The sequence below is a fragment of the Stenotrophomonas rhizophila genome, assembly GCF_020857975.1.
GTDB lineage: Bacteria > Pseudomonadota > Gammaproteobacteria > Xanthomonadales > Xanthomonadaceae > Stenotrophomonas > Stenotrophomonas rhizophila_C.
Genome location: NZ_JACWUO010000006.1, coordinates 13,781 through 37,347, shown reverse-complemented (window position 1 = coordinate 37,347; position 23,567 = coordinate 13,781). Strand labels below are relative to the sequence as shown.

Below are 23,567 nucleotides of genomic sequence, written 5' to 3'. Positions count from 1 at the left end.
CCGGGCGATACAACGCATCGGGTAGTGCCGGCCGCTGGCCGGCTCCACGCGATATCCCATCTCCGGTAGTGCCGGCCGCTGGCCGGCTCCAGGCGATGCCCCATTCCCGGTAGTGCCGGCCGCTGGCCGGCTCCAGGCAATGCCAAGTTCAGGAGGAGCCGGCCAGCGGCCGGCACTACCTACCAAGGCGGTCGGTGCCTGCCGGGCTGCATGGCCTACCGGGCGGACCGCATGATGCCTTCGGCGATCACCGCCACCTGGCGCAGCACATCGTTGCGACCGGCATCGTCGACCGTGGCGCCCTGCAGGTAGCTGGTCAGCACCCAGGGCGCGCCACCGGCCAGCGGCCACAGGATGGCGATGTCGTTGGTGGTGTCCTTGCCGTTGCTGCCGGTCTTGTCGCCCACCCGCCACGCCTTGGACAGCCCGGCGCGCAGGCGCGCATCACCGGTTTCGTTGTCGATCAGCCAATCGGCCAGCTGCTGTTTCGACGCGGGCTTGAGTACGTCGCCCAACACGAAGCGCTGCAGGCTGGCGGCCATCGCCGCCGGGCTGGTGGTATCGCGCGGATCGCCCGGGGCGAAGCGGTTCATCTCCGGCTCGATGCGGTCGTTGCGGGTCACTGCATCGCCATTGGCGCGCAGGAAGGCGGTCACCCCGGCCGGGCCACCAACCACCCCCAACAGCAGATTGGCGGCCGGATTGTCGCTGGTGACCATGGTCGCCCGGCACAGGTCGCGAACGCTGAGGTCCTTGCCGACATGACGGCTGCTGACCGGCGCATGGGCGATCATGTCCTGCGCGCGCACGGCGATGCGCTGATCGAGCGCGAGCCTGCCCTGCTCCACTTGGCGCAGCACGGCCGCGCACAGCACGAACTTGAAGGTGCTGCACATCGGGAACCGCTCGTCCTGGCGGTGACCGATCCGCATGCCGCTGCCGGTGTCCAGCAGGGTCACCCCCAGCCGGCCGCCACTGGCCGCCTCAAGGGTGGCAAAGTCGCCGGCGGCCGGGCGCGCGGCGGCTACCACGGCCGGGGTCTTGGCGAACGCGCTGGCGGCCAGCGCCGAAGCGGCGGCGGCCCCGGTCCATTGCAGGAATTGACGTCGAGCGAGCATGCGGATCCTCCGTGGTGAGGCCCGAGTATTGCCAGCGCAGCGGCCGGCCACCAGCAACCATTTTCAGCGGAAGCCATTAGCCTGACTAATGCGTGCCGTGCACGCCATTCACTGACGCCTTTGAAACATCGGGGGCGTACTGCCATTCAGCGCCCAGGCCCGCGCGACAATGCGATGATTCCATCATTACAGCTCACGGCTCCCCACATGCTCCGCCCCCAGCTGCCGCTCAATGCCCTGCGCGCCTTCGAGGCCGCCGCCCGCCACCAGAACTTCACCCGCGCCGCGCTGGAGCTGTGCGTCAGCCAGGCCGCGCTCAGCCACCAGATCCGGGCACTGGAGGACCGGCTGGGGGTAGCGCTGTTCAACCGGCTGCCGCGCGGGGTGGCGCTGACCGATGAAGGCGCGCGCCTGTATCCGGTGCTCAACGAGGCCTTCGACCGTATCGCGGTGAGCCTGGACCGCTTTGTCGGCGGCCATTTCCGCGAGGTGCTCAGCATCGGCGTGGTGGGCACCTTCGCCACCGGCTGGCTGCTGCCGCGGCTGGCGGACTTTTCGGCGCGCCACGCCGACATCGAGTTGCGCCTGCAGACCCACAACAACCGCATCGACTTGGCCGGCGAAGGCCTGGACCTGGCGATCCGCTTCGGCGATGGCGACTGGCAGGGCCAGCACTGCACCGCGGTGCTGGACGCGCCCTTTGCGCCGTTGTGCGCACCGGCGCTGGCGCGCGGCCTGCGCCACCCGCGCGACCTGGCCAACACGCCGCTGCTGCGCTCCTACCGCAGCGACGAGTGGCCGCGCTGGCTGCAGGCGGCCGGCGCCCCGGAACTTGACGCGCGCGGGCCGGTATTCGATTCCTCGCTGACCCTGGCCAGCGCCGCGGCGGCGGGCGCGGGGGTGGCGCTGCTGCCCTTGAAGATGTTCGAGCAGGACCTGGCGCAGGGCCGCCTGATCCAGCCGTTTGCGCAGACCCTGGACCTGGGCCGGTACTGGCTGACCCGGCTGCGCTCGCGTACCGAGAGCGATGCGGCGCGCCGGTTCCGCGAGTGGCTGCAAACCCGGTAAATGCACGCCATGCGTGGATGACGCAACACCGAACGTAGATCCACGCCATGCGTGGATAACGCAAAACCGGACGGAGAGCATCCACGCAGGGCGTGGATCCAAACGGATGTGGGGCGGCACGCATGCGTGCGGCACCACACCTGCCGGCGATCAGGCCTCCAGCAACTCCATCCACGCCTGCTCGGCCTTGCTGAGCAGGCTGGCGGTAGCTTCGCGGTCGCGGCCGAGCACGGCCATGCGGGTCGCATCGGCGTAGTTGGACGGATCGGCCAGCTGGCGATCCAGATCGGCCAGCAGCGCCTCCAATTCGCCCACCTTGGCTTCGGCGGCGGCCAGCTTGTGGGGATTGACCGGCTTCTTCGGCGGCAGCGGCGGGGTCGGCGGCAGCGGTTCGGGCGCAGCGGCGGCCATCTTCTGCTTGGTGCCCTGCGCGGCCGGGCGCGAACGCAACCAGGCCGCATAGGCGTCCAGGTCGCCATCGAACGGCTCGACCACGCCGTCGGCCACGCGCCAGAACGTATCGCAGACCAGTCCGATCAGGTGGCGGTCATGGGACACCATCACGATCGCGCCCTCGAAGTCGGCCAAGGCCTCGGCCAGCGCCTCGCGCATCTCCAGGTCCAGATGGTTGGTCGGTTCGTCGAGCAGCAGCACGTTCGGCTGCTGGTAGGCGATCAGCGCCAGCGCCAGACGCGCACGCTCGCCACCGGAGAAGCCGTCCACCGGCTCGAAGGCACGGTCGCCGGCGAAGTTCCACTTGCCGAGGAAATCGCGGAAGGACTGGTTCGGTGCGTCCGGGGCCAGGTCGCGGAAATGCTCCATCGGCGACTGCCCTTCGTGCAGCGATTCCACCGTGTGCTGGGCGAAGTAACCGATCCGCAGATCCGGGTGCGCGGCGCGCTCGCCGCTGATCGGGTCCAGTTCGCCCACCAGGGTCTTGACCAGGGTGGTCTTGCCGGCGCCGTTGGGGCCGAGCAGGCCGATCCGCTGGCCGGCTTCCAGGCCGAAGCCCACGTCGTGCAGGATCACCGCATCGGCGCCGTAACCGGCATCGACGCCATTGAGGCGGATCAGCGAAAACGGCAGCTTGGCCGGCGGCGAGAACTCGATGCGGAATTCGCGCTCGGCGCGCACCGCCTCGGTGCCGGCCAGCTTGGCCAGCCGCTTCATCCGGCTCTGCGCCTGCGCGGCCTTGCTGGCCTGGGCCTTGAAGCGGTCGATGAAGCTCTGCAGGTGGGCCCGCTCGGCCTGTTCCTTGTCGTGGGCCAGCTGCTGCTGGCGCAGCTGTTCGGCGCGCTGGCGCTCGAAATCGGTATAGCCGCCGGGATACAGCTTGGCGCCACCGCCGTGCAGGTGCAGGGTGTGGGTGGCCACGTTGTCCAGGAACTCGCGGTCATGGGAGATCAGCAGCAGCGTGCCCGGGTACTTGAGCAGCCACTGTTCCAGCCAGAACACCGCGTCCAGATCCAGATGGTTGGTCGGTTCGTCCAGCAGCAGCAGGTCGCTGGGCATCATCAGCGCGCGCGCCAGATTCAGGCGCACCCGCCAGCCGCCGGAGAACGAGGACACCGCCCGCGAATGGGTCTCGGCCGGGAAGCCCAGGCCGTGCAGCAGCTTGCCGGCACGCGCCTCGGCATCGTAGGCGCCGATCTCGGCCATCTTCTGGTGCGCGCTGGCCACCGCCTCCCAGTCTTCACGCGCGGCGGCCGCGGCCTCCTCGCGCATGACCGCGGCCACCTCGGTGTCGCCCTCCAGCACGAACTGCAGCGCCGGATCGGGCAGCGACGGGGTTTCCTGGGCCACGCTGGCGATACGGACCCGGCCGGGCAGGTCGAGATCGCCCTTGTCCGCCTCCAGTTCGCCCTTCACGGCGGCAAACAGGCTGGACTTGCCGGCACCGTTGCGGCCGACCACGCCGACGCGGTACCCCGCGTGCAGAGTCAGGTCGACGTTGGACAACAGCAGCCGCTCGCCACGGCGCAAGGCGAAGTTACGAAGGGAAATCATCTTGGGGGTCCATATAACGGAATGGAATGTGCTGGTGAGCACCTTTCCTGCGACGCAATTCTAGCGTTAACGAATACTTGACGGGCCCCGGGATGCGCGGCGGGCCGCGTTCCTCTCTCCCACGCCCCCGCCTGCGCCTTCCCGGGACCCTCGTCTCGCCCGTTGTGATTTACGTAAATGGTTGCTGCTGCAACGTTTTTTACGGATGTGGCGAGTATTTGACAAGTGATGAATATCCCGTTAATTCGTTATTGCGCACCGCAACACCCCGCCTTCGCCGACCTGCCTGCCGCTGTCGTGATGTCGTTCCGGTGCCGCGCCATTCCTACCGGAGCCACATCCTGATGAACCGCAAGACCAGTACGCTCGCCGCCGCCGTAGCGGTCGCCCTCGGTATCTCCAGCCTGTCCGCCTCCGCCCAGGACGCCCCGGCGCGCACCGCCGCCAACACGCTGGACACGGTCATCGTCACCGGCACCCGGGTCGCCGACCGTACCGTGGCCGAGTCGCAGTCGCCGATCGACATCATCACCCCCGAGGTGCTGCAGTCCACCGGCACCACCGAGCTGGCCACCGCCCTGGCGCGCGCCCTGCCCTCGCTGAACTTCCCGCGCCCGGCGCTGACCGACGGCACCAGCGGCATCCGCCCGGCGCAGCTGCGCGGGCTGTCGCCGGACCAGGTGCTGGTGCTGGTCAATGGCAAGCGCCGCCACACCTCGGCGCAGATCAACGTCAACGGCAGCATCGGCCGCGGCTCTTCGGCGGTGGACATCAACGCGATCCCGATCGCGGCGATCGAGCGGGTGGAAGTACTGCGCGACGGCGCCTCGGCCCAGTACGGCTCGGACGCCATCGCCGGGGTGGTCAACATCGTGCTCAAGGGCTCGGCCGCCGGCGGCAGCCTGGCCTTGGACGCGGGCCAGTACTCGGCCGGCGACGGCAACAAGTACCAGCTCTCCGGCGATGCCGGGATCGGCTTCGCCGACGGCCGCGGCAGCGTGCACGTGGCCGGCCAGATCAGCCAGCAAGACGAGAGCAATCGCGCCGGCCCCTACCAGGGCACCACGCCGAACACCGGCAACTTCCCCAGCATCGGCCAGACCACCTTCGTCGTCGGCGATCCGCAGGTCGATGCCACCGCCGCCTCGGTCAATGCCAGTTTCCAGTTCAGCGACCATGTCTCGGCCTATGCCACCGCGATGGCCAGCAACCGCGACATCACCTCCTTCGCCTTCTACCGCTCGCGCACCAACAGCGGCCAGGGCGCGCTGCTGGCGCAGACCTACCCCGATGGCTTCGTGCCGCAGATCCACCAGTACTCCAAGGACCGCTCGCTGGTGGCCGGGGTCAAGGGTGACACCGACGGCGGCTGGACCTGGGACGTGAGCGCCAACCATGGCGAAAACACCATCGACTTCCACACCCGCAACAGCATCAACTACAGCCTCGGGCTGCCCAGCCCGCGCGCCTTCTACGACGGCACGCTCAAGTACCGGCAGAACATCGTCAACGCCGACCTGACCAAGACCCTGGACTGGGGCCTGGCCTATCCGGTCACGCTGTCCTTCGGTGGCGAGTACCGCAAGGAGAAGTGGGAGCAGTCGGCCGGCGAGCCCGCTTCCTACTTCGGCAGCGGCGCGCAGGGTTTCGGCGGCTTCACCCCGCTCAATGCGGTGGACGCCGACCGCGACAACTACGCCGTCTACGCCGGGCTGGAAGCGGACCTCACCGACAAGTTCTCCGCCGGCGTGACCGGCCGCTACGAGGACTACTCGGACTTCGGCGACAAGTTCTCCGGCAAGCTGTCGGCGCGTTATGCATTCACCGACAAGATCGCGCTGCGCGCCACCGCCTCCTCCGGCTTCCGCGCACCGTCGCTGGCCCAGCAGAGCTACCAGGCGGTGACCAGCACGATCATCAACGGAACCTTCGTCGAACGCGGCACCTTCCCCACCACCAGCGCGGCCGCCCAGGCCCTGGGCGCCAGCCCGCTGAAGGCCGAAAGCTCCACCTCCTACAGCGTGGGCCTGGTGCTGCAGCCGGTGGACCGGCTGTACCTGACCGTGGATGCGTACCAGATCGACATCGACGACCGCATCGTGCTGTCCACCAACATCACCACCAACGCGGCGGCCAATTCGCTGCTGGGCGGGCTGGGGCTGCCGGGCGTCACCGCGTTCTCCTACTTCACCAACGGCGTGGATACCCGCACCCGCGGCGTGGATGCGGTGTCCAGCTATACCTTCCCCTTCGCCGCCAGCTCGCTGGAACTGACCGCCGCCTACAGCTACAACGACACCGAGGTGAAGAAGTTCATCGCCACCCCGCCGGTGTTCGGCACGCTGGGCATCACCCAGTCGCTGATCGGCCGCGACGAAATCGGCCGCATCGAGGACAGCTATCCGCACAACAAGACCATCCTCAGCGGCACCTGGCGCAGCGACCACTGGAACCTGAACCTGGCCGCCACCCGCTATGGCAGCTTCACCGTGCGCAACTCGGCCACCGCGCTGCGCGACCAGACCTATGACGCCTCGTGGGTGCTGGATGCCTCGGTCAGCTACAAGCCCAGCGACAACTGGACCCTGACCCTGGGCGCGGACAACCTGCTGGATGAGTACCCCGACCGCACCGTGGACCTGCAGAACTCCACCTGGGGCATGCTGCCGTACAGCAACTACTCGCCGTACGGCTTCAATGGCGCTTACGTATACGGGCGCATCGGCTACAAGTGGTAACCCGGTAGGTCCGAGCCACGCTCGGACACACCCAGGTGCCGGAATGGAGCAGGTCCAACGATGCGTCGGACCTGGCCCCTCCAAGGTAGTGCCGGCCAACGGCCGGCACTACTGTGCGCCCCAACACGTATTTCACACGCGGCGCCATGCCAGAATCCAGGCATGAATCGCCAAGACCTCCCACTGAACCTCTCCAGCAGCGCACGCCGCGTGGTGCGCCGTGCCATCGCGTGGGCGGCGCTGGCGGCGGTCCCGCTTTCCGGATGTGCAGGAAATCACGTGAAACCGAGCTATTCCAAGTCAAGCGTCGAGCCGGTCGTCGTGACCAAGGTGTCAGACTCTACTCTTCGAGTACAGTTCAATGATCCCCTCGAAAGCATGTACTACGCAGCGGGAATCAGCTACGCCGTGGAAGCTGGCGTCATGAAAATCGTCATCGACCGGTGCCCGATTTCCGGCAACTGCACGACCATGCTGCGCCGTCACGTCGTGCCCGGCCCACCGGAACCTGCGGTGCAGGAAATTCCCCTGCTGGCGCCTATCGTTGTAATGGTCTTCGCCGACGGCGAAGAACAGGTCTTTCCTTTGACCACCGCTCCAGCGAACGGCCCGACCGGCGCTAGCCTGAAGCAGGCCGAGTAGGCCAGGAACGAGGCCACCTGCGCGGGCAAACCACGCCACGGTTTGCCGTATCCAGCCGCATCGGTGAAAATCGGGGTATCCCCCACATTGCGAGCCCCGATGCACCATGACACCGACCTGATCAACATCGTGGCCGTTGGCCTTGGGCTCGCCTTCATCCTTGGCGCGCTGGCCAACAAGCTGCGGTTGTCCCCGCTGGTCGGTTACCTGGTTGCTGGCATCTGCGTAGGCCCGTTCACCCCCGGCTTCGTCGCCGACCAGGCGCTGGCCAACCAGCTGGCCGAAATCGGCGTGATGCTGCTGATGTTCGGGGTCGGCCTGCATTTTTCGCTGAAGGACCTGATCGCGGTCAAGGCGATCGCCATCCCCGGTGCGATCGGCCAGATCCTGGTCGCCACCCTGCTCGGCTGGGGCCTGGCCACCTGGATGGGCTGGCCGGTGATCCACGGAGTGGTGTTCGGCTTCGCCCTGGCCACCGCCAGTACCGTGGTGCTGCTGCGCGCGATGGAAGAACGCCGGCTGCTGGAAACCCAGCGCGGCAAGATCGCGGTGGGCTGGCTGATCGTCGAGGACCTGGCCTGCGTGCTGGCGCTGGTGATGATGCCGGTGCTGGCCGGGGTGTTCGGGCCGGCATCGGCCAATGAAACCCATACCGTCGGCAGCGTGCTGGCCAGCATCGGCTGGACCTTCGTGCAGCTGGGCCTGTTCGTGGCGGTGATGCTGGTGGTCGGGCGGCGGTTGATCCCATGGATCCTCGAACGCATCGCCAGCACCGGTTCGCGCGAACTGTTCACCCTGGCGGTGCTGGCGATCGCGCTGGGCGTGGCGTTCGGCTCGGCCATGTTGTTCGGGGTGTCGTTCGCGCTGGGCGCGTTCTTTGCCGGCATGCTGCTCAACGAATCCGAACTCAGCCACAAGGCCGCCAACGATTCGCTGCCGCTGCGCGATGCGTTCGCGGTGCTGTTCTTCGTCTCGGTGGGCATGCTGTTCGACCCCAGCATCCTGCTCGAACATCCCTGGCAGGTACTGGCCACCGCGGCGATCATCATGTTCGGCAAGTCCGCGGCCGCGTTCGTGATCGTGCGTGCGTTCGGCCACCCCACCGGCACCGCGCTGACCATTTCGGCCAGCCTGGCCCAGATCGGCGAGTTCGCCTTCATCATCGCCGGCCTCGGGGTCACGCTGAAGATCCTGCCGCCCACCGGCCAGGCGCTGGTGCTGGCCGGCGCGCTGATCTCGATCATGCTCAACCCGCTGGTATTCGGCCTGCTCGACCGTTGGTTGGCCAAGCACCAGGAAACCACCCCGACCGTGGTGGAAACCGACCTGCCGCCGGGCCCGTCGCTGGACCTGCACGACCACGCCATCGTGATCGGCTACGGGCGGGTCGGCAGCGCGCTGGCGCAGGTGCTGCGCGACCGCGGCGTGCCGGTGCTGGTGATCGACGACAACAAGGAACACGTGGCCGCCGCGCATGCCGCCGGCCTGCCCGGCATCCGCGGCAGCGCGGCCGCGGACAAGGTGCTGGCCGAAGCCCACCCCGAGCGCGCCAAGATCGCGGTGCTGGCCATTCCGCAACCGCTGGAAGCCGGTGAAACCCTGGCCAAGCTGCGCGCGCTCAACCCGGGCCTGACCCTGCTGGCGCGCGCGCACAGCGATGCCGAGGTCAAGCACCTGCTCGAACACGGCGCCGACGGCACGGTGATGGCCGAGCGCGAACTGGCCTATTCGCTGGCCGAGATGGTGATGGCCACCCCGCCCTACCGCAGCATGGGCAAGCACAGCATCCCGGTGGTGTAAGCGGCCGCGCACGCGCTTGCGGATGGGCCGCATCCACGCATGGCGTGGATCTACCCTTGCGCGCACGATGCAATGCCCGTTTGATACGCCGATACGGTCGTAGATCCACGCCATGCGTGGATGCGCGATCTCAGCGCAACGGCACGCAGATGTCCGCGCGCAGGATCGCCTCGGGTACGTCTTCGGGATCGTCCAGGTAGTGGTAGTACAGCGGCGCATCGCGCAATGCGCGCCCGCTGTCCGGCAGCCACTGGCGCAGCAGCGCGTCGGTGGCCTCTTCCAGCCCGGCATAGCTGCCTACATGGCGCAGCACGGCGTACTCGCCACCGCCCAGGGTCAACGCACGCAATGGCGCCGGGACGCCGGCCAGCGCGTGCCCAAAGCCCATCCCGCACTCGAACTCGCACGCATCGGCCGGCACATCGCGGTGGTCGTTGAGCGCAATCCCGACCAGTTGCTGCAGGTGCTCGGCCAGCCCCTGTTCGGCCGCCCAGGCGAATACCTGGCCGAACGCCTGGTCGAGATCATCGAAGGCGCCGCGCTTGCGCAGCACAACCACGTCGAACGGCTCCAGCGTGGTCACCCGTACCTGCAGCGGCACGTCCATGGCGTCGGCATCGCCGGCCGGCAGCGACAACCGCTGCTGCCAGTGCGCGCGCAGCTGCGCATCCGCGCGCAGCGCACTGGGGGTGGCATCGAGCGCCTGCCGGCAGGCGCGCGCCAGGCCCTGCGGGCTCTCATAGCCCACGCTCAGCGCCACCTCGGTGACCCGGCTGTCGGCCTGGCTCAGCAGTTGCAGGGCGTGCAGCAGGCGCAGCCGCGCCACGGTGCGCCCGGGGGTCTCGCCGGTCAGCGCGCGGTACAGCCGATGGAAATGGAACGGCGACTGGTGCGCCACTGCCGCCAGCGCGTCCAGGTCGGGCAGCGGCTGGCCGGCGCGCAGGCACTGCTGCAGATGGGCGATGACCCGGTCGATACCGTGGCGCTGGCGCAGCTGGGTGATGCGGCTCATGACAGGCTCCATGTCGGGGTGGGGTCCAGCATGCGCCGGGCGCCGAGACGGCGCGTGGCCGATCTTGCGCCATTGGCCGGCTGCGGTCGATCCGGCACGGGCCGCCGGCAGCGCCCGGACCAGGGGCCAGGCGGCGGTGGAATCGCAAACGAGGGTATAGCTCCACCGCCGCGGCTGCCGCGCCATCGAATGCTGCCCGCCGGTCAACAGCACAGGGGGCTCTGTCTCCCGCATGATCACGGAACTGCAAAGTAATCTTAACTCTGTGACAGGCAAATATAGAGCGCCCCTATCGCATCACCAGGTTGGATTGATTTGCAAGTAAATGGGACATGGCACGCACTCTTCGTGCCATAACGCAGGGAAAAACCCTTCTATACTCCCGTTGTCACCTCCTTGCGCGCCCGCCTTCCGAACTTCCATGCCAGGCTTCCCCGTGAGCGGGAGGGCCTGAAGGGACTTGATCATGAAAGGAAACACACAGATCCCGCGCTCCGGTGCCCGCCGCATCGCTGCAGTGCTTGCAGCGGCAGTCCTGCTGGGTGGCTGCTCCCGCCCGGACTATCCGCAATATCAGCTCAACCCTGCCCCCAAGGATGCGCTGGAGGTGATGATCAAGCTCAACAACGCACCGGCCGGACTGGACGCAAGCGAGGCGTATGCGTCCTATCGCATCGTCAACCAGACCTGCCTGCCGAAGGTCACCAATCTCCAGGGCGTGCAGCCTGCACCCAAGACGCACACCGTACGTACGCCGCTCAGGAAAGTGGACGAATCCACCTACGAATTTACCGTGTATCTCGACCAGATGGCACTTCGGGACTACTACGGCAGGGGTGAATGCAGGTGGGAGTTTAGTCATGCAGGTAGCGCACCCAGTCTCGCCAATGCCCCGAACCGCGTTTATTTCCCGATTTCAGGCGGCCTTGCCGGCATGCAGGGCGCCGGTGGAGAAACTTACTTCTACGCCATAGACACAACATCTCCAGGATTTGATGGACATCCCTACGTCTCCGCTGGACTGATCAAGGACGCCTTCGACACAATTCCAGCAGAACGCAGAGCCCAATCGTTCTCCATGACCATACTTTCATCCAAGGAAGGCGTTTCCCAATGAACACACGCACGTATGCGGGGTTGTCTTCGCTGGCCTATGAGACGCCAGTGAGGCAACCGAACGGCAAGTACGACTCGATGCGCCTGGACGGAGTCGATTACGACGTACTGGCGCACTTGGATTGCCGCAGCGGCTATCAGGGAACGGTCTTCCAGAATCGTTACACCAAAGAAGTCATCGTCGCCCATCGCGGCACCGAATTTGACCGACAACCATTGAAGGACGGCGCTATTGACCTTGGCATGGTCACCCGTCGCATCAATGCGCAGGCGGACGATGCGATTGCACTTACCGAGCTCGCACTTAGTAAGGCTCATGAGGTTGGTGCAACAGTCTCGGTCACCGGCCACTCTCTGGGTGGCGCCCTGGCGCAGATCACCGCCCACCGGTTCAACCTGCCCGGCGAAGCCTTCAATCCCTACGGCGCCGCCGGCCTGGGCTATCGCGTGCCGCAGGGGGTGCCTGCCGGTGCCGCGCCGTTCACCAGCCATGTGATGGCCGGCGACGTGGTCAGTGCGGCGAGCCCGCACTACGGCACGGTCCAGGTGTATGCACTGCAGTCCGAACTGGACATCCTGCGGCAGTCCGAATCGCTGCATGGCTCCCCATTGACCACTGTGATGCCTGTGCTGGGTGGCGCGTTACAGCTGACCGAAGTGGTGCGCCTGGCCGATTCCCACCGCATGCACCACTTCCTGGATGTGGATGGCAACGGCCAGCCGGACCGCTCGGTACTGGACGATCCGAATGCGCGGCTGCGCACGGCCGAAGACCGTCAACGGGTACAGGATTTCCGCGAGCGGGTCGCCGACAGTCGGATCGTAGCAACCCTGGTCGCCGGCGGCGCGCCGGGGCTGGTGTCGGACCTGAGCGACCGCATCCGCGGCCCCGAAGTGCCCGGCGCCGGGCTACCGCAGCCCGCCCGCGAGTCCGCTGCACCATGGGTTCCTCCCCGTCTTCGCGCTGGCGGCGATACAGCACCGGAGCCGCATGTCGGCGCCGGATCGCTGGAGCCGAACGTGGCATCGTTCACCCCGCGCCAGCCAACGTTGAGTACGCAACTGGACCAGATGCTGCAGGCCGCCCGCCAGGACGACCCGCAGGGCTTCCTCCGCCTCAACGGCCAGATGGCCGCGCAGCAGGCAGGCATGGAACTGCGCGAAGCAGCCAGCACACAGGTGGACCAGCACGAACGCCAGGCCGCCGCCGAGCGCGATCGTCAGCAGCAGACGCAGGAAACCGCAACCCGTGCCATGCACCGCTGAGCGGGGCCGGCGCGGAACGAACGGAATGAAATCGCATGAATGAGACGGAACTGGCCACGCTGATCAGCAAGACCGCCGCACTGATGGAGCACTACCAGCGCCTGTGCGCGCAGATGGAACAGCAGCAGAAGCAGGCCTCGGCCCTGCTGCAGACGCTGGCCCGGCAAATCCCCGCGCAGCTGAGCGAAAGCGCGCAAGCCGCCTTCAGGCCGCTGGCCATCGATGCCTCCGCAAGCCTGCACGGCGCGTTGAAGATACCGTTGCAGCAGCATGAGCAGCAGATGGCGCAGGCAACCCGCCAGCTCGGCGAAGGCGCGCAGGCACTGTCCGCCGAACTGCGCCGGTATCAACTGGCCTCACGCGCGGTACTGTGGAAGAGCATGGCAACGGCAGTATCGGCCGTGCTCATTCTGGGCGCCGGTGCCCTCTGGCTGGGCGGACACTATCGCCAGGAAATCCAGCGCAACCGGATCGAGGCGGACGTGCTGCGGGTCTACAACCAGGCCGATCTGGTGATGTGCGGCGAAGGAAAGTTGTGCGCGAACGTGGATACCCGCGCACGTCCGACCGGTGCCAATGGCCAGTACCGGCCGGTACGCCCCCGCCCGTAACAGGCGCGTCCGGTCGCGTTGCGCCCGCGCACCGGTCGGGGCGCCGCTACACCTTGGCCAGCGCCTGCGCCAGGTCGGCCAGCAGGTCGTCGATATGCTCGATGCCCACCGACAGCCGTACCGTGTCTTCGCTGACCCCGGCCCGCTCCAGTTCGGCCGCATCGAGCTGGCGGTGCGTGGTCGAGGCCGGATGGGTGGCCAGCGATTTGGCATCGCCCAGGTTGACCAGCCGGGTGAACAGCTGCAGCGCATCGAGGAAGCGCGCGCCGGCCACGCGCCCGCCGGGCAGGCCGAAGGTCAGCACGCCCGAGCCGTGGCCGCGCAGGTACTTGCGCGCCAGCGCGTGCTCGGGATGATCGGGCAGCGCGGCATAGTTGACCCAGTCCACCGCGGGGTGGTCGCGCAGGTAACCGGCCACCGCCAGCGTGTTGGCGTTGATCCGGTCCATGCGCAGCGCCAGGGTCTCGATGCCCTGCAGGATCAGGAAGGCATTGAACGGCGAGATCGCCGCGCCGGTGTTGCGCAACGGCACCACCCGCGCCCGGCCGATGTACGCCGCCGGCCCCAGCGCCTCGGTGTAGACCACGCCGTGGTAGCTCACATCCGGCTCGTTCAAGCGGCGGAAACGCTGCTTGTGTTCGGCCCAGGGGAAGCGCCCGGAATCGACGATCGCCCCGCCCAGGCTGGTGCCGTGGCCGCCCAGGTACTTGGTCAGCGAATGCACCACGATGTCGGCGCCGAAGTCGAACGAACGCTGCAGATACGGCGTGGCCACGGTGTTGTCGACGATCACCGGCACGCCGTGCGCATGGGCGATCTCCGCCACCGCTTCAAGATCGGTGATGTTGCCGCGCGGGTTGCCGATCGACTCGACGAACACTGCCTTGGTGCGCTCGTCTATCAGCGCGGCGAACGCCTGCGGGTCGCGGTAGTCGGCAAAGCGGGTGTGGATGCCGAACTGCGGCAGGGTGTGCGCGAACAGGTTGTAGGTGCCGCCATACAACGCGCTGGAGGAAACGATGTTGTCGCCGGCTTCGGCGATGGTCTGGATCGCATAGGTGATCGCCGCCTGGCCCGAGGCCAGCGCCAGCGCCCCGATCCCGCCTTCCAGCGCGGCGATACGTTGCTCCAGTACATCGGTGGTGGGGTTCATGATGCGGGTGTAGATGTTGCCCGGCACCTTCAGGTCGAACAGGTCGGCGCCGTGCTGGGTGTCATCGAAGGAATAGGCCACGGTCTGGTAGATCGGCACCGCCACCGCACGGGTGGTTGGGTCGGGCCGGTAGCCGCCATGCACGGCGATGGTTTCGGCCTTCCAATGCGGGGCCTGCGGGGACTGCTGCTGCGGGTGGTTGCCGTGCTCTGCCATTGCGCCTGCTCCGGTTGAGCAGCCGACCATACCGCAGTGGTGCGCGCCGGCTCATGCCGTTTGCGCATGGGCTCAGGCCGCATCGTGATTTGTCCTGGCCGCGCACCGCACGCCCGCGCATGGTGACCGTTGCCCGGGGTTCAGCGATTCCGGCACGGGCCATTGCTAGTCTTCGCCGCCACAGGACGATATTCGCCTCCCACCACCGGCAAGGAACCCCGGACCATGTTCGCAGCCCAATGGATGCCCGGCAGCCTGCCCACCGCACTGCCGAAGGTATTGCTGGTGGAGGACGACCGCCGCCTTGGCGAACTGGTGCAGCACTACCTGGGCGAGCATGGCTTTGCGGTGCAGTCGGTACACCGCGGCGACCTGGCGGTGGAAGCCTGCCGCCAGCTGGCACCGCAGGTGGTGGTGCTGGACCTGATGCTGCCCGGCGTGGGCGGCATCGAGGTGTGCCGGCAGATCCGCGCGTTCTCCGAAGTGCCGATCCTGATCCTGACCGCCTGCGAAGACGATGTGGAACAGGTGCTGGGGCTGGAGTCCGGTGCCGACGACTACGTGCTCAAACCGATCGAACCGCGCCTGCTGCTGGCGCGCCTGCGCGCATTGCTGCGGCGCCAGCAACCGGCCGGCGGCAACCGCAGCAAGGCCAGCTTCGGCAGCCTGTGCATCGACCGCGCCGAGCGCGAAGTCAGTCACCGGCAGCAGCGCATCGAACTGAGCACCACCGAGTTCGAGATCCTGTGGCTGCTGGCCAGCCAGCCCGGGCAGATCCTGTCGCGCGACCAGATCCTGCTGGCGGTGCGCGGGATCGGCTTTGACGGTCTGGACCGCAGCGTGGACGTATGCATCGGCAAGCTGCGCCGCAAGCTGGGCGACGACCCGCGCGAACCGCGCCGGATCAAGACCATCTGGGGCCGCGGCTATCAGTTCAACCCGGCCGGCTGGTAAACCATGACACGGCTGTTCCTGCGCCTGTGGCTGATCACCAGCGCCTGTTTCGTGCTGTCGGTGCTGGGCTTGAACCTGATCCTGGACCGGTTCTACTCGCCTAGGCTGGACCAGGTATTCGTGCAACAGATACGCGGGCAGGTATACGCACTGCGCGATGGCCTGGCCGGCCGCAGCATCGAGCAGCAACGCCGTCAGCTGGCGCGGTGGCAGCCGCACTACGGCATCGGGCTGGCCCTGCTGGATACGCCACCGGTGCTCGATGCCGCCGAGCGCGCCATGTTGCTTGCGCAAGGCTTCGTCGCACGCGACACCTACCAGTGGGTGCTGCTGCCGGTCGATGCCGACGACGGCCGCTGGCTCAGCCTGCGCCTGCCCGGTGAAGTGTCGATGACCATGCACATGACCGTGCTTGCCTACCTGGGCATCGTAGCGTTGCTGGGCGCCAGCATCTTCATCTGGGTGCGCCTGCTGTGGCGCGATCTGGAGATCCTGCGTGGCCATGCCGACCGCATCGGCGCCGGCGACCTGCACGCGCGTGCGAAGGTATCGCCCCGTTCGCAGATCCGGGTGATCGTGGAGCATTCCAACCGCATGGCCGCCCGCGTGGCCGACCTGGTGCAGGGCCAGCGCGACCTCACCCATGCGGTGTCGCACGAACTGCGCACGCCGGTGGCGCGGCTGGCCTTCGGCCTGGACCTGGTCGAGCAGGCCAGCGATGAGCGCCGCACGGCCCTGCTGCACGGCATGCGCAGCGACCTGGCCGAACTCAACCGCTTGGTCAGCGAACTGCTGGCCTACGAGCGGCTGGAGCACCGCGGCGAGTCCTGCCACTGGCCCAGGGTCGATGCCCTGCCCTGGCTGCAGCAGAGCCTGGCCGACCCGTTGCGCCAGGCGGCCGCCACCGGCATCGGGCTGGCCCTGCGCCGCTGCGAGCCGGCCTGCCTGCACATCGACGGGCGGCTGATGCAGCTGGCCTTGAGCAACCTGGTCTGCAATGCGTTGCGGCATGCGCGCAGCCAGGTGCAGGTCAGCCTGCTGCAGATCGATGGTGCCTGCTGCCTGCGCGTGGACGACGACGGCGAAGGCATCGCCGAAGCCGACCGGGTGCGCGTGCTGCAACCGTTCACCCGCCTGGACGACAGCCGCAGCCGCGATACCGGTGGCTTCGGCCTGGGCCTGGCCATCGTGCGCCGCATCGCCGAACGCCACGGTGGCCAGGCGGTGGTGTCGCGCGCATCGCTGGGCGGGGCACGGCTGGAAATCCGCTGGCCATGCGCGCCGGCCTGAACCGCGGCCATCCCCGGTTACATCTGTTTACAACTCTCCAACAAATACCGAAAGAACCGCTGCAACGGGATCGCCAAGATGGCATCCCTGCAGTCGTCTCCCCGCCGCCCCTGGGCAGGCCGGTGCCGCTCTGCAGTCGTCATCCCCTTGCAGAGAACCCCGCATGAATTCGATTTGCCTGATCCTGGCCGTGGCCCCGTTGAGCCTGGCCTCCATCGCTACCGCCCATGCCGCCAACGAGAACCCCGACCCGGACCGCTGGGGCCTGGAGGTCATGCTCGGCGCTGGCGTGGCGCCGCGTTACAGCGGCAGCGAGGACTACACTGCGGTACCGCAGCTGGGCTTTGAAGTCAGCGCGCCGGGTGGCTGGTTTCTCGGCAGCAGTGGGTTGGGCTGGGGCACCACGCTGGGCGAGCATGGCAACCTCCGCGCCTACCTCGGCGGCAGCGGCAGCCGCCGCGACAAGGACTCGCTGCTGGGCGGCTCGGACCATCTTCGCGGTATGGGTGACATCCGCACACGGCTGCTGGTCGGCGTGGGTGGCAGTGTCTCGATCGGGCCGACGGTGCTGAGCGCCACCGCACAGTACGCACCCAAGGACAAGGACCGCGGCGACACCGGGCTGGCCACCAAACAGCTGCAGCTGTCGCTGGAGGTGCCGCTGTTCGATGTTGCCGGCGGCAGCCTCAGCGCCAGCGTGTCCACCGAATACGGCGATGCCGGCTATATGCAGACCTGGTACGGGGTCAGCGCGGCGCAGGCCGCGCGCAGCGGCTTTGCCCGGCATACCGCGTCGGCGGGCCTGACCAGCGCCGGGCTGGGCCTGAAATGGGTACGTCCGATCAACGCCAGCAGCAGCTGGCTCATCGGCGTGGAAGGCAACCGCCTGCTCGGCGACGCGGCCGACAGCCCGATCGTGCAGAAGCAGACCCAGCTCGGCGCGATGAGCGGCTACCAGTACCGTTGGTGAACCCGGTCCGACCATGTCCGACCATGGGTCGGACCTACCGTCGTGATTCCGGCATGCCGGCAGGTCCGAGCCGCGCCCGGACGGCGCAGGGACGGGCGGGCCGCGCATGAGAGGCCCGGTGGCAACCGCCACCGGGCCCTGGTGCATCGCACGCTCGAGGCTCAGCCCTTGGTGAAGACCAGATGGCCTTCAGCCGCATCGACCGTGATCACATCGCCGCTGAGGAACTGCCCGGACAGGATCTTCTGCGCCAGCGGATTTTCCAGCTGCGACTGGATCGCACGCTTCAGCGGGCGGGCCCCGTAAATCGGATCGAAACCGACGTTGCCCAGCAACTGGAACGCCGCATCGCTGACCTCGATCCGCAGGCCGCGCTCGGCCAGCCGCTTCTCCAGGCCGTGCATCTGGATGCGCGCGATCTGCTTGATCTGCGCCTTGTCCAGCGGGTGGAACACCACGATGTCGTCCAGCCGGTTGATGAACTCCGGGCGGAAGTGCGCCTGCACCACGCCCATCACCGCGGCCTTCATCTGCGTGTAGGCCTCCGGGCTGTCGTCGCTGCCCATGTCCTGGATCTGGTGCGAGCCCAGGTTGGAGGTCATCACGATCACCGTATTGCGGAAATCCACGGTACGGCCCTGGCCATCGGTAAGACGGCCATCGTCGAGCACCTGCAGCAGGATGTTGAACACATCGGTATGCGCCTTCTCGACCTCGTCGAGCAGGATCAGCGAATACGGCCGGCGGCGTACCGCTTCGGTCAGGTAGCCGCCTTCCTCGTAGCCGACATACCCCGGCGGGGCACCGATCAGGCGCGCCACGCTGTGCTTTTCCATGAACTCGCTCATGTCGATGCGGATCATCGCATCGCTGCTGTCGAACAGGAATTCGGCCAGCGCCTTGCACAGTTCGGTCTTGCCCACGCCGGTCGGGCCCAGGAACAGGAACGATCCGCTGGGCCGGTCCGGATCGGACAGCCCGGCGCGCGAACGCCGCACCGCATCGGAGACCACCTTGATCGCCTCTTCCTGGCCGACCACGCGCTCATGCAGCATCTGCTCCATGCGCAGCAGCTTGTCGCGCTCACCTTCCAGCATGCGGTTGACCGGAATGCCGGTCCAGCGCGATACCACCTCGGCAATTTCCTCGGCGGTGACCCGGTCCTGGACCAGCTTGAAGTCGGTGCTTTCCGCTTCCTGCGCGGCGGCCAGCTGCTTTTCCAGCTGCGGCAGCTGCCCGTACTGGATCTCGCTCATGCGGCCGAAATCCTGGCGGCGCTGCGCCGCCTCCAGCTCCAGCCTGGCCTGCTCGATCTGTTCCTTGATCCGGGTCGTGCCCTGCAGCGCGGCCTTCTCCGCCTTCCAGACCTCGTTGAGATCGGAGAATTCGCGCTCCAGGCCGTCGATATCCGCTTCCAGGTCGGCCAGGCGCTGGCGCGACGCATCGTCCTTCTCTTTCTTCAGCATTTCACGCTGGATCTTCAGCTGGATCAGCCGGCGTTCCAGGCGGTCCAGTTCCTCCGGTTTGGAGTCGATTTCCATCCGGATCCGCGAGGCGGCCTCGTCCATCAGGTCGATGGCCTTGTCCGGCAGCTGGCGGTCGGCGATGTAGCGGTGCGACAACGTCGCCGCCGCCACGATCGCCGGATCGGTGATTTCCACCCCGTGGTGCACGGCATACTTTTCCTTCAGCCCGCGCAGGATCGCGATGGTGTCCTCCACGCTGGGTTCGCCGACCAGCACCTTCTGGAAGCGGCGCTCCAGCGCGGCGTCCTTCTCGATGTACTTGCGGTACTCATCCAGCGTGGTGGCGCCCACGCAGTGCAGCTCGCCGCGGGCCAGCGCCGGCTTGAGCATGTTGCCGGCATCCATCGCGCCATCGGCCTTGCCGGCACCGACCATGGTGTGCAGCTCGTCGATGAACAGGATCACCTGCCCTTCGCTCTTGGCCAGGTCGTTGAGCACGCCCTTCAGGCGTTCCTCGAACTCGCCGCGGAACTTGGCGCCGGCGATCAACGCGCCCATGTCCAGCGACAGCACGCGCTTGCCGCGCAGGCCCTCGGGCACTTCGTCGTTGATGATGCGCTGGGCCAGCCCCTCGACGATGGCGGTCTTGCCCACCCCGGGTTCGCCGATCAGCACCGGGTTGTTCTTGGTCCGGCGCTGCAGCACCTGGATGGTGCGGCGGATCTCCTCATCGCGGCCGATCACCGGGTCCAGCTTGCCGCTCTCGGCACGCGCGGTCAGGTCGATGGTGTACTTCTCCAGCGCCTGCCGCTGATCTTCGGCATTTTCCGACTGCACGCTCTCGCCGCCGCGGATCTTGTCGATCGCCGCGTCGATGCGGGCCTTGTCGGCCCCGGCGGCGCGCAGCGCCATGCCCAGGGTGCCGCCGTCATCCAGTGCGGCCAGCACGAACCACTCGCTGGCGATGAACGCATCGCCGTGCTGCTGGGCCAGCTTGTCGGTGTTGTTGAGCAGGCGGTTGAGATCGTTGCCGATGGACAGGTTGCCCTCCTGCCCGGACACCTTGGGCAACGCCTCCAGCGCCTCGTTGAGGCGCTCGCGCAGCACCGGCACATTGACCCCGGCCTGGGACAGCAGCGGGCGCGTGCTGCCGCCCTGCTGGTCCAGCAGCGCAGTGAACACGTGCACCGGTTCGATGATGTTGTGGTCGCGGCCAACGGCCAGCGACTGCGCGTCGGCCAGCGCCTGCTGGAAACGCGAGGTGAGCTTGTCCATCCGCATGGTGTGATCCTCGATAGAAACCCGCTGGCCGGGCCAGCACTATCCATCAGATGCGGTTAGCCCGGCGTGTTTCAAGGGGCCATGAGATGGCATTCAGCCGCTGGCGAGGCCGGCCGTGCACCGCACGGCGCCCCGACGCCGCGATCACGCCCGCTTCCCGCCCCGACGGCGATGCTGGCCGCTGGTGGACCGGGAAGCGCACGCATGCACTACGAACTGTATTACTGGACCGGCATCCAGGGGCGCGGCGAGTTCATCCGGCTGGCGCTGGAAGATGCCGCGGCCGCCTACACCGACATGGCGCGGGTACACGGCGATGCGGTCATGCAGCCCTACCTGGACGGCAAGGTGGAAGGCCTGCAGCCGTTCGCGCCGCCATTCGTGCGCACCGGCAAGCAGGTAGTGGCGCAGGTGGCGGCGATCCTGGACCTGATCGGACCGGAACTTGGCCTGGTGCCGGAGGCTGCCTCACGCCGCCGGCAGGCGCTGCAGCTGCAGTTGACCATCGCCGACCTGGTCGCCGAAGTACACGACACCCACCACCCGATCGCCGCCTCGCAGTACTACCAGGACCAGAAACGCGAAGCCAAGGCACGTGCCGCGACGATGCGCAGCGAGCGCCTGCCGAAATTCCTCGGTTACTTCGAAGGCGTGCTCGCCCACAACGGCGAGCGCCATCCGCTGCGTGAGCACTCGTATGTGGATCTGTCGCTGTTCCAGCTGCTGAGCGGGCTGGAGTACATGTTCCCCCGCCGCATGCAGGCCCTGTGGCCGACGCTGCCGCTGCTGCATGCGCTCAAGGAGCGGGTGGAACGGCGGCCCAACATCGCCGCCTACCTGGCCAGCGAACGCCGCGTGGCGTTCAATACCAACGGCATTTTCCGGCATTACCCGGAACTGGACGGCGACCGGTAGATCACGACCGTTGGTCGTGATCGCCTTGCCGTGGTTTGGTCGTGATCGCCTTGCCGTGATTCGGCACCGGGCAACGATCAATGCGCGCTGCGGTCACGACCGACGCACGCTGCGGTCACGACCAACGGTCGTGACCTACCGTCGGGCCTGGGTAGGCACCGACCGTTGGTCGGTGCCGTCCGTCACCGTTCCTGCTTCTGCAGCGACAACAACGCCAACAACCCGGCCAGCGCCACATAGGCCCCGGCGAACTGCCACATGATGATCTTCGGCAGGCCGTCCAGCTGCCACGGCAGGTAAATGCCACCGCGCGGATCCACCGAGTGGATCAGGCCGAACAGGGTCAGCGCCGCGGCCACCAGCAGCAACGCCGACGCACGCAGCAGCCTGCCGTCGATCATCGCCACCACCGCGGCGATCCACAGCATCGAAGTGATGATGAAACCGTTGCCCAGGGTGAAGATCACCGCCAGCTCGGGCAGGCCGTGGCCATCCAGGGTGGAGGTCATCGCCGCCAGCTGCTCCGGCGCGATCCAGCCCGGTGCCTTGATCGCCAGCAGGTAGGCCACCGACGGCAGGAAGCCCAGCACCATCGCCCCGGCATGTTCGCGCGGGGTGGCCTGGAAGGCCTGGGTGGTGATGTCGATGGCCACGTACACGATGATCGGCGCCAGCACCGCCAGCGGCAGCCACTGCACCAGCCCGGAAATCACCCCGAGCATGCCGCCGACGCCGACGAACAGGCCGGTCAGCAAGGTGTAGCCGCTGCGCGCGCCCATGTGCTTGTAGGCCGGCTGCCCGATATACGGGGTGGTCTGCGCCACGCCGCCGCAGAACCCGGCCACCAGCGTGGCCACCGCCTCCACCAGCAGGATGTCGCGGGTACGGTAGTCGTCGCCGGCCGCGCGCGCGCTTTCGGAAACGTTGATGCCGCCCACCACCATCAGCAGGCCGAACGGCAGCAGCAACGGCAGGTAGGTGATCGCCGTGGGCAGGCCGTCGATGAAGCCCAGCGTCGGCCATGGCAGCACCACTTGCGGCGGTACCCACTCGGGCACCTTGAAGCCCGGTGCACCCAGCCCGGCCAGACCCAGCCCGTAGTACAGGATCGTGCCGAACACGAAGGCGACCAGCACGCCCGGCGCGCGGATCGGCAGCTTGCGCTTGGCGATCAGCACGTACAGCAGCAGGCCAAGGGTGACAAAGCCGACGATCGGCGAACGCAGGGTTTCCAGCAGCGGCAGGAAGCCCATCAGCACGATCGCGATGCCGGCGATCGAGCCCAGCAGCGACGCCCGCGGCAGCGCGCGGGTGACCGCTTCGCCGAAGAACGACAGGATCACCTTGAGTACGCCCATGATCACCAGCGAGGCCATGCCCAGCTGCCAAGTGGCGATGGCCGCATCGTGCGGGGCCAGCCCCTGCGCCTTGAAGGCCAGGAACGCCGGGCCCAGCACCAGCAGCGCCATGCCGATGCTGGTCGGCGCATCCAGGCCCAGCGGCATCGCGGTGACATCGTCGCGGCCGGTGCGCGCGGCCAGCCGGCGCGCCATCCAGGTGTACAGCACGTTGCCGACCAGCACGCCGAAGGCGGTGCCCGGGAACATCCGGCCGAACACCACGTCCGCCGGGAACTGGAAGATGCCGACCAGGGCCATCGCGATGAAGCCCAGGATCGACAGGTTGTCGACCACCAGGCCGAAGAAGCCATTGAGATCGCCGGCGACGAACCAGCGGGGTGGTGCGGAGCGGCCAGGAGCGGAGGCGGACATGCGCGGGCACTGCCATGGGAGGGGGTAGCCGATGGTAGGGCCTCACCGCCGCCAGTAACAGGCGCATGGATGGAACGCCGGAGGTATACGCGTCGATGGAACACCACCGGTAGTGCCGGCCGCTGGCCGGCTCCACGGGATGCTTCTGGTGCTGTCGGGAGCCGGCCAGCGG

The 23,567-nt window shown here is 67.5% G+C and carries 17 protein-coding genes; 11 read left to right on the top strand and 6 right to left on the bottom strand.

All coding sequences use genetic code 11. The annotated features are described in order from the left end of the window. Nucleotides 1–215: 215 nt before the first annotated feature. Entirely contained in the window at nt 216–1,118 is a 903-nt protein-coding gene (gene blaL2, locus IC535_RS07580; protein ID WP_228884054.1) for a L2 family extended-spectrum class A beta-lactamase, read from the bottom strand. Nucleotides 1,119–1,325: 207 nt separating this feature from the next. Between blaL2 and IC535_RS07575 the strand changes: the two genes are divergently transcribed. Further along, complete coding sequence (locus IC535_RS07575; protein WP_228884053.1) at nt 1,326–2,186, top strand: LysR family transcriptional regulator; 861 nt, start codon at nt 1,326–1,328, stop codon at nt 2,184–2,186. Between the two features lie 150 nt (nt 2,187–2,336). Here IC535_RS07575 and IC535_RS07570 read toward each other — a convergent pair whose 3' ends face one another. After that, nucleotides 2,337–4,193, bottom strand: a complete 1,857-nt coding sequence (locus tag IC535_RS07570; RefSeq protein WP_228884052.1) for an ABC-F family ATP-binding cassette domain-containing protein — start codon at nt 4,191–4,193, stop codon at nt 2,337–2,339. 344 nt (nt 4,194–4,537) lie between these two features. On the opposite strand from IC535_RS07570, the gene IC535_RS07565 reads away from it, so the two are divergent. The 3 genes from IC535_RS07565 to ybaL all read left to right on the top strand — a co-directional run bounded on the left by IC535_RS07565 (nt 4,538) and on the right by ybaL (nt 9,373). Further along, a complete protein-coding gene (locus tag IC535_RS07565; protein WP_228884051.1) occupies nt 4,538–6,931 on the top strand; it encodes a TonB-dependent receptor plug domain-containing protein in 2,394 nt (797 codons plus the stop codon). Nucleotides 6,932–7,093: 162 nt separating this feature from the next. Beyond that, complete coding sequence (locus tag IC535_RS07560; RefSeq protein ID WP_228884050.1) at nt 7,094–7,573, top strand: hypothetical protein; 480 nt, start codon at nt 7,094–7,096, stop codon at nt 7,571–7,573. A gap of 99 nt (nt 7,574–7,672) precedes the next feature. Further along, complete coding sequence (ybaL, locus tag IC535_RS07555; protein ID WP_228884049.1) at nt 7,673–9,373, top strand: YbaL family putative K(+) efflux transporter; 1,701 nt, start codon at nt 7,673–7,675, stop codon at nt 9,371–9,373. A gap of 130 nt (nt 9,374–9,503) precedes the next feature. Here ybaL and IC535_RS07550 read toward each other — a convergent pair whose 3' ends face one another. After that, nucleotides 9,504–10,385 carry an AraC family transcriptional regulator gene (locus tag IC535_RS07550; protein WP_228884048.1) on the bottom strand — a complete coding sequence of 294 codons (882 nt, stop codon included), beginning with the start codon at nt 10,383–10,385 and terminating at the stop codon, nt 9,504–9,506. A gap of 466 nt (nt 10,386–10,851) precedes the next feature. On the opposite strand from IC535_RS07550, the gene IC535_RS07545 reads away from it, so the two are divergent. The 3 genes from IC535_RS07545 to IC535_RS07535 are packed head-to-tail and all read left to right on the top strand — an operon-like array spanning nt 10,852 to nt 13,378. Then, a complete protein-coding gene (locus IC535_RS07545; RefSeq protein ID WP_228884047.1) occupies nt 10,852–11,502 on the top strand; it encodes a hypothetical protein in 651 nt (216 codons plus the stop codon). Nucleotides 11,503–11,522: 20 nt separating this feature from the next. Next, entirely contained in the window at nt 11,523–12,767 is a 1,245-nt protein-coding gene (locus tag IC535_RS07540; RefSeq protein ID WP_228884046.1) for a lipase family protein, read from the top strand. 35 nt (nt 12,768–12,802) lie between these two features. Continuing rightward, complete coding sequence (locus IC535_RS07535) at nt 12,803–13,378, top strand: hypothetical protein (protein ID WP_228884045.1); 576 nt, start codon at nt 12,803–12,805, stop codon at nt 13,376–13,378. 46 nt (nt 13,379–13,424) lie between these two features. Here IC535_RS07535 and IC535_RS07530 read toward each other — a convergent pair whose 3' ends face one another. Continuing rightward, nucleotides 13,425–14,747, bottom strand: a complete 1,323-nt coding sequence (locus IC535_RS07530; protein WP_228884044.1) for an O-acetylhomoserine aminocarboxypropyltransferase/cysteine synthase family protein — start codon at nt 14,745–14,747, stop codon at nt 13,425–13,427. 225 nt (nt 14,748–14,972) lie between these two features. Between IC535_RS07530 and IC535_RS07525 the strand changes: the two genes are divergently transcribed. The 3 genes from IC535_RS07525 to IC535_RS07515 all read left to right on the top strand — a co-directional run bounded on the left by IC535_RS07525 (nt 14,973) and on the right by IC535_RS07515 (nt 17,961). Then, nucleotides 14,973–15,701 carry a response regulator transcription factor gene (locus tag IC535_RS07525; RefSeq protein WP_228884043.1) on the top strand — a complete coding sequence of 243 codons (729 nt, stop codon included), beginning with the start codon at nt 14,973–14,975 and terminating at the stop codon, nt 15,699–15,701. A 3-nt stretch (nt 15,702–15,704) separates the two neighbouring features. Next, the gene (locus tag IC535_RS07520; RefSeq protein WP_228884042.1) at nt 15,705–16,991 is read left to right on the top strand and encodes an ATP-binding protein; all 1,287 of its coding nucleotides are present in this window, start codon (nt 15,705–15,707) and stop codon (nt 16,989–16,991) included. 163 nt (nt 16,992–17,154) lie between these two features. Then, a complete protein-coding gene (locus IC535_RS07515; protein WP_228884041.1) occupies nt 17,155–17,961 on the top strand; it encodes a MipA/OmpV family protein in 807 nt (268 codons plus the stop codon). A 161-nt stretch (nt 17,962–18,122) separates the two neighbouring features. Here IC535_RS07515 and clpB read toward each other — a convergent pair whose 3' ends face one another. Next, a complete protein-coding gene (gene clpB, locus IC535_RS07510) occupies nt 18,123–20,708 on the bottom strand; it encodes an ATP-dependent chaperone ClpB (protein WP_228884040.1) in 2,586 nt (861 codons plus the stop codon). 204 nt (nt 20,709–20,912) lie between these two features. On the opposite strand from clpB, the gene IC535_RS07505 reads away from it, so the two are divergent. Then, complete coding sequence (locus IC535_RS07505; RefSeq protein ID WP_228884039.1) at nt 20,913–21,623, top strand: glutathione S-transferase; 711 nt, start codon at nt 20,913–20,915, stop codon at nt 21,621–21,623. Nucleotides 21,624–21,805: 182 nt separating this feature from the next. Here the strand turns inward: IC535_RS07505 and IC535_RS07500 are convergent, their stop codons facing one another. Further along, on the bottom strand, nt 21,806–23,395 hold the full coding sequence (locus IC535_RS07500) for a hypothetical protein (RefSeq protein ID WP_228884038.1): 1,590 nt from the start codon (nt 23,393–23,395) through the stop codon (nt 21,806–21,808). Between the last annotated feature and the right edge of the window lie 172 nt (nt 23,396–23,567).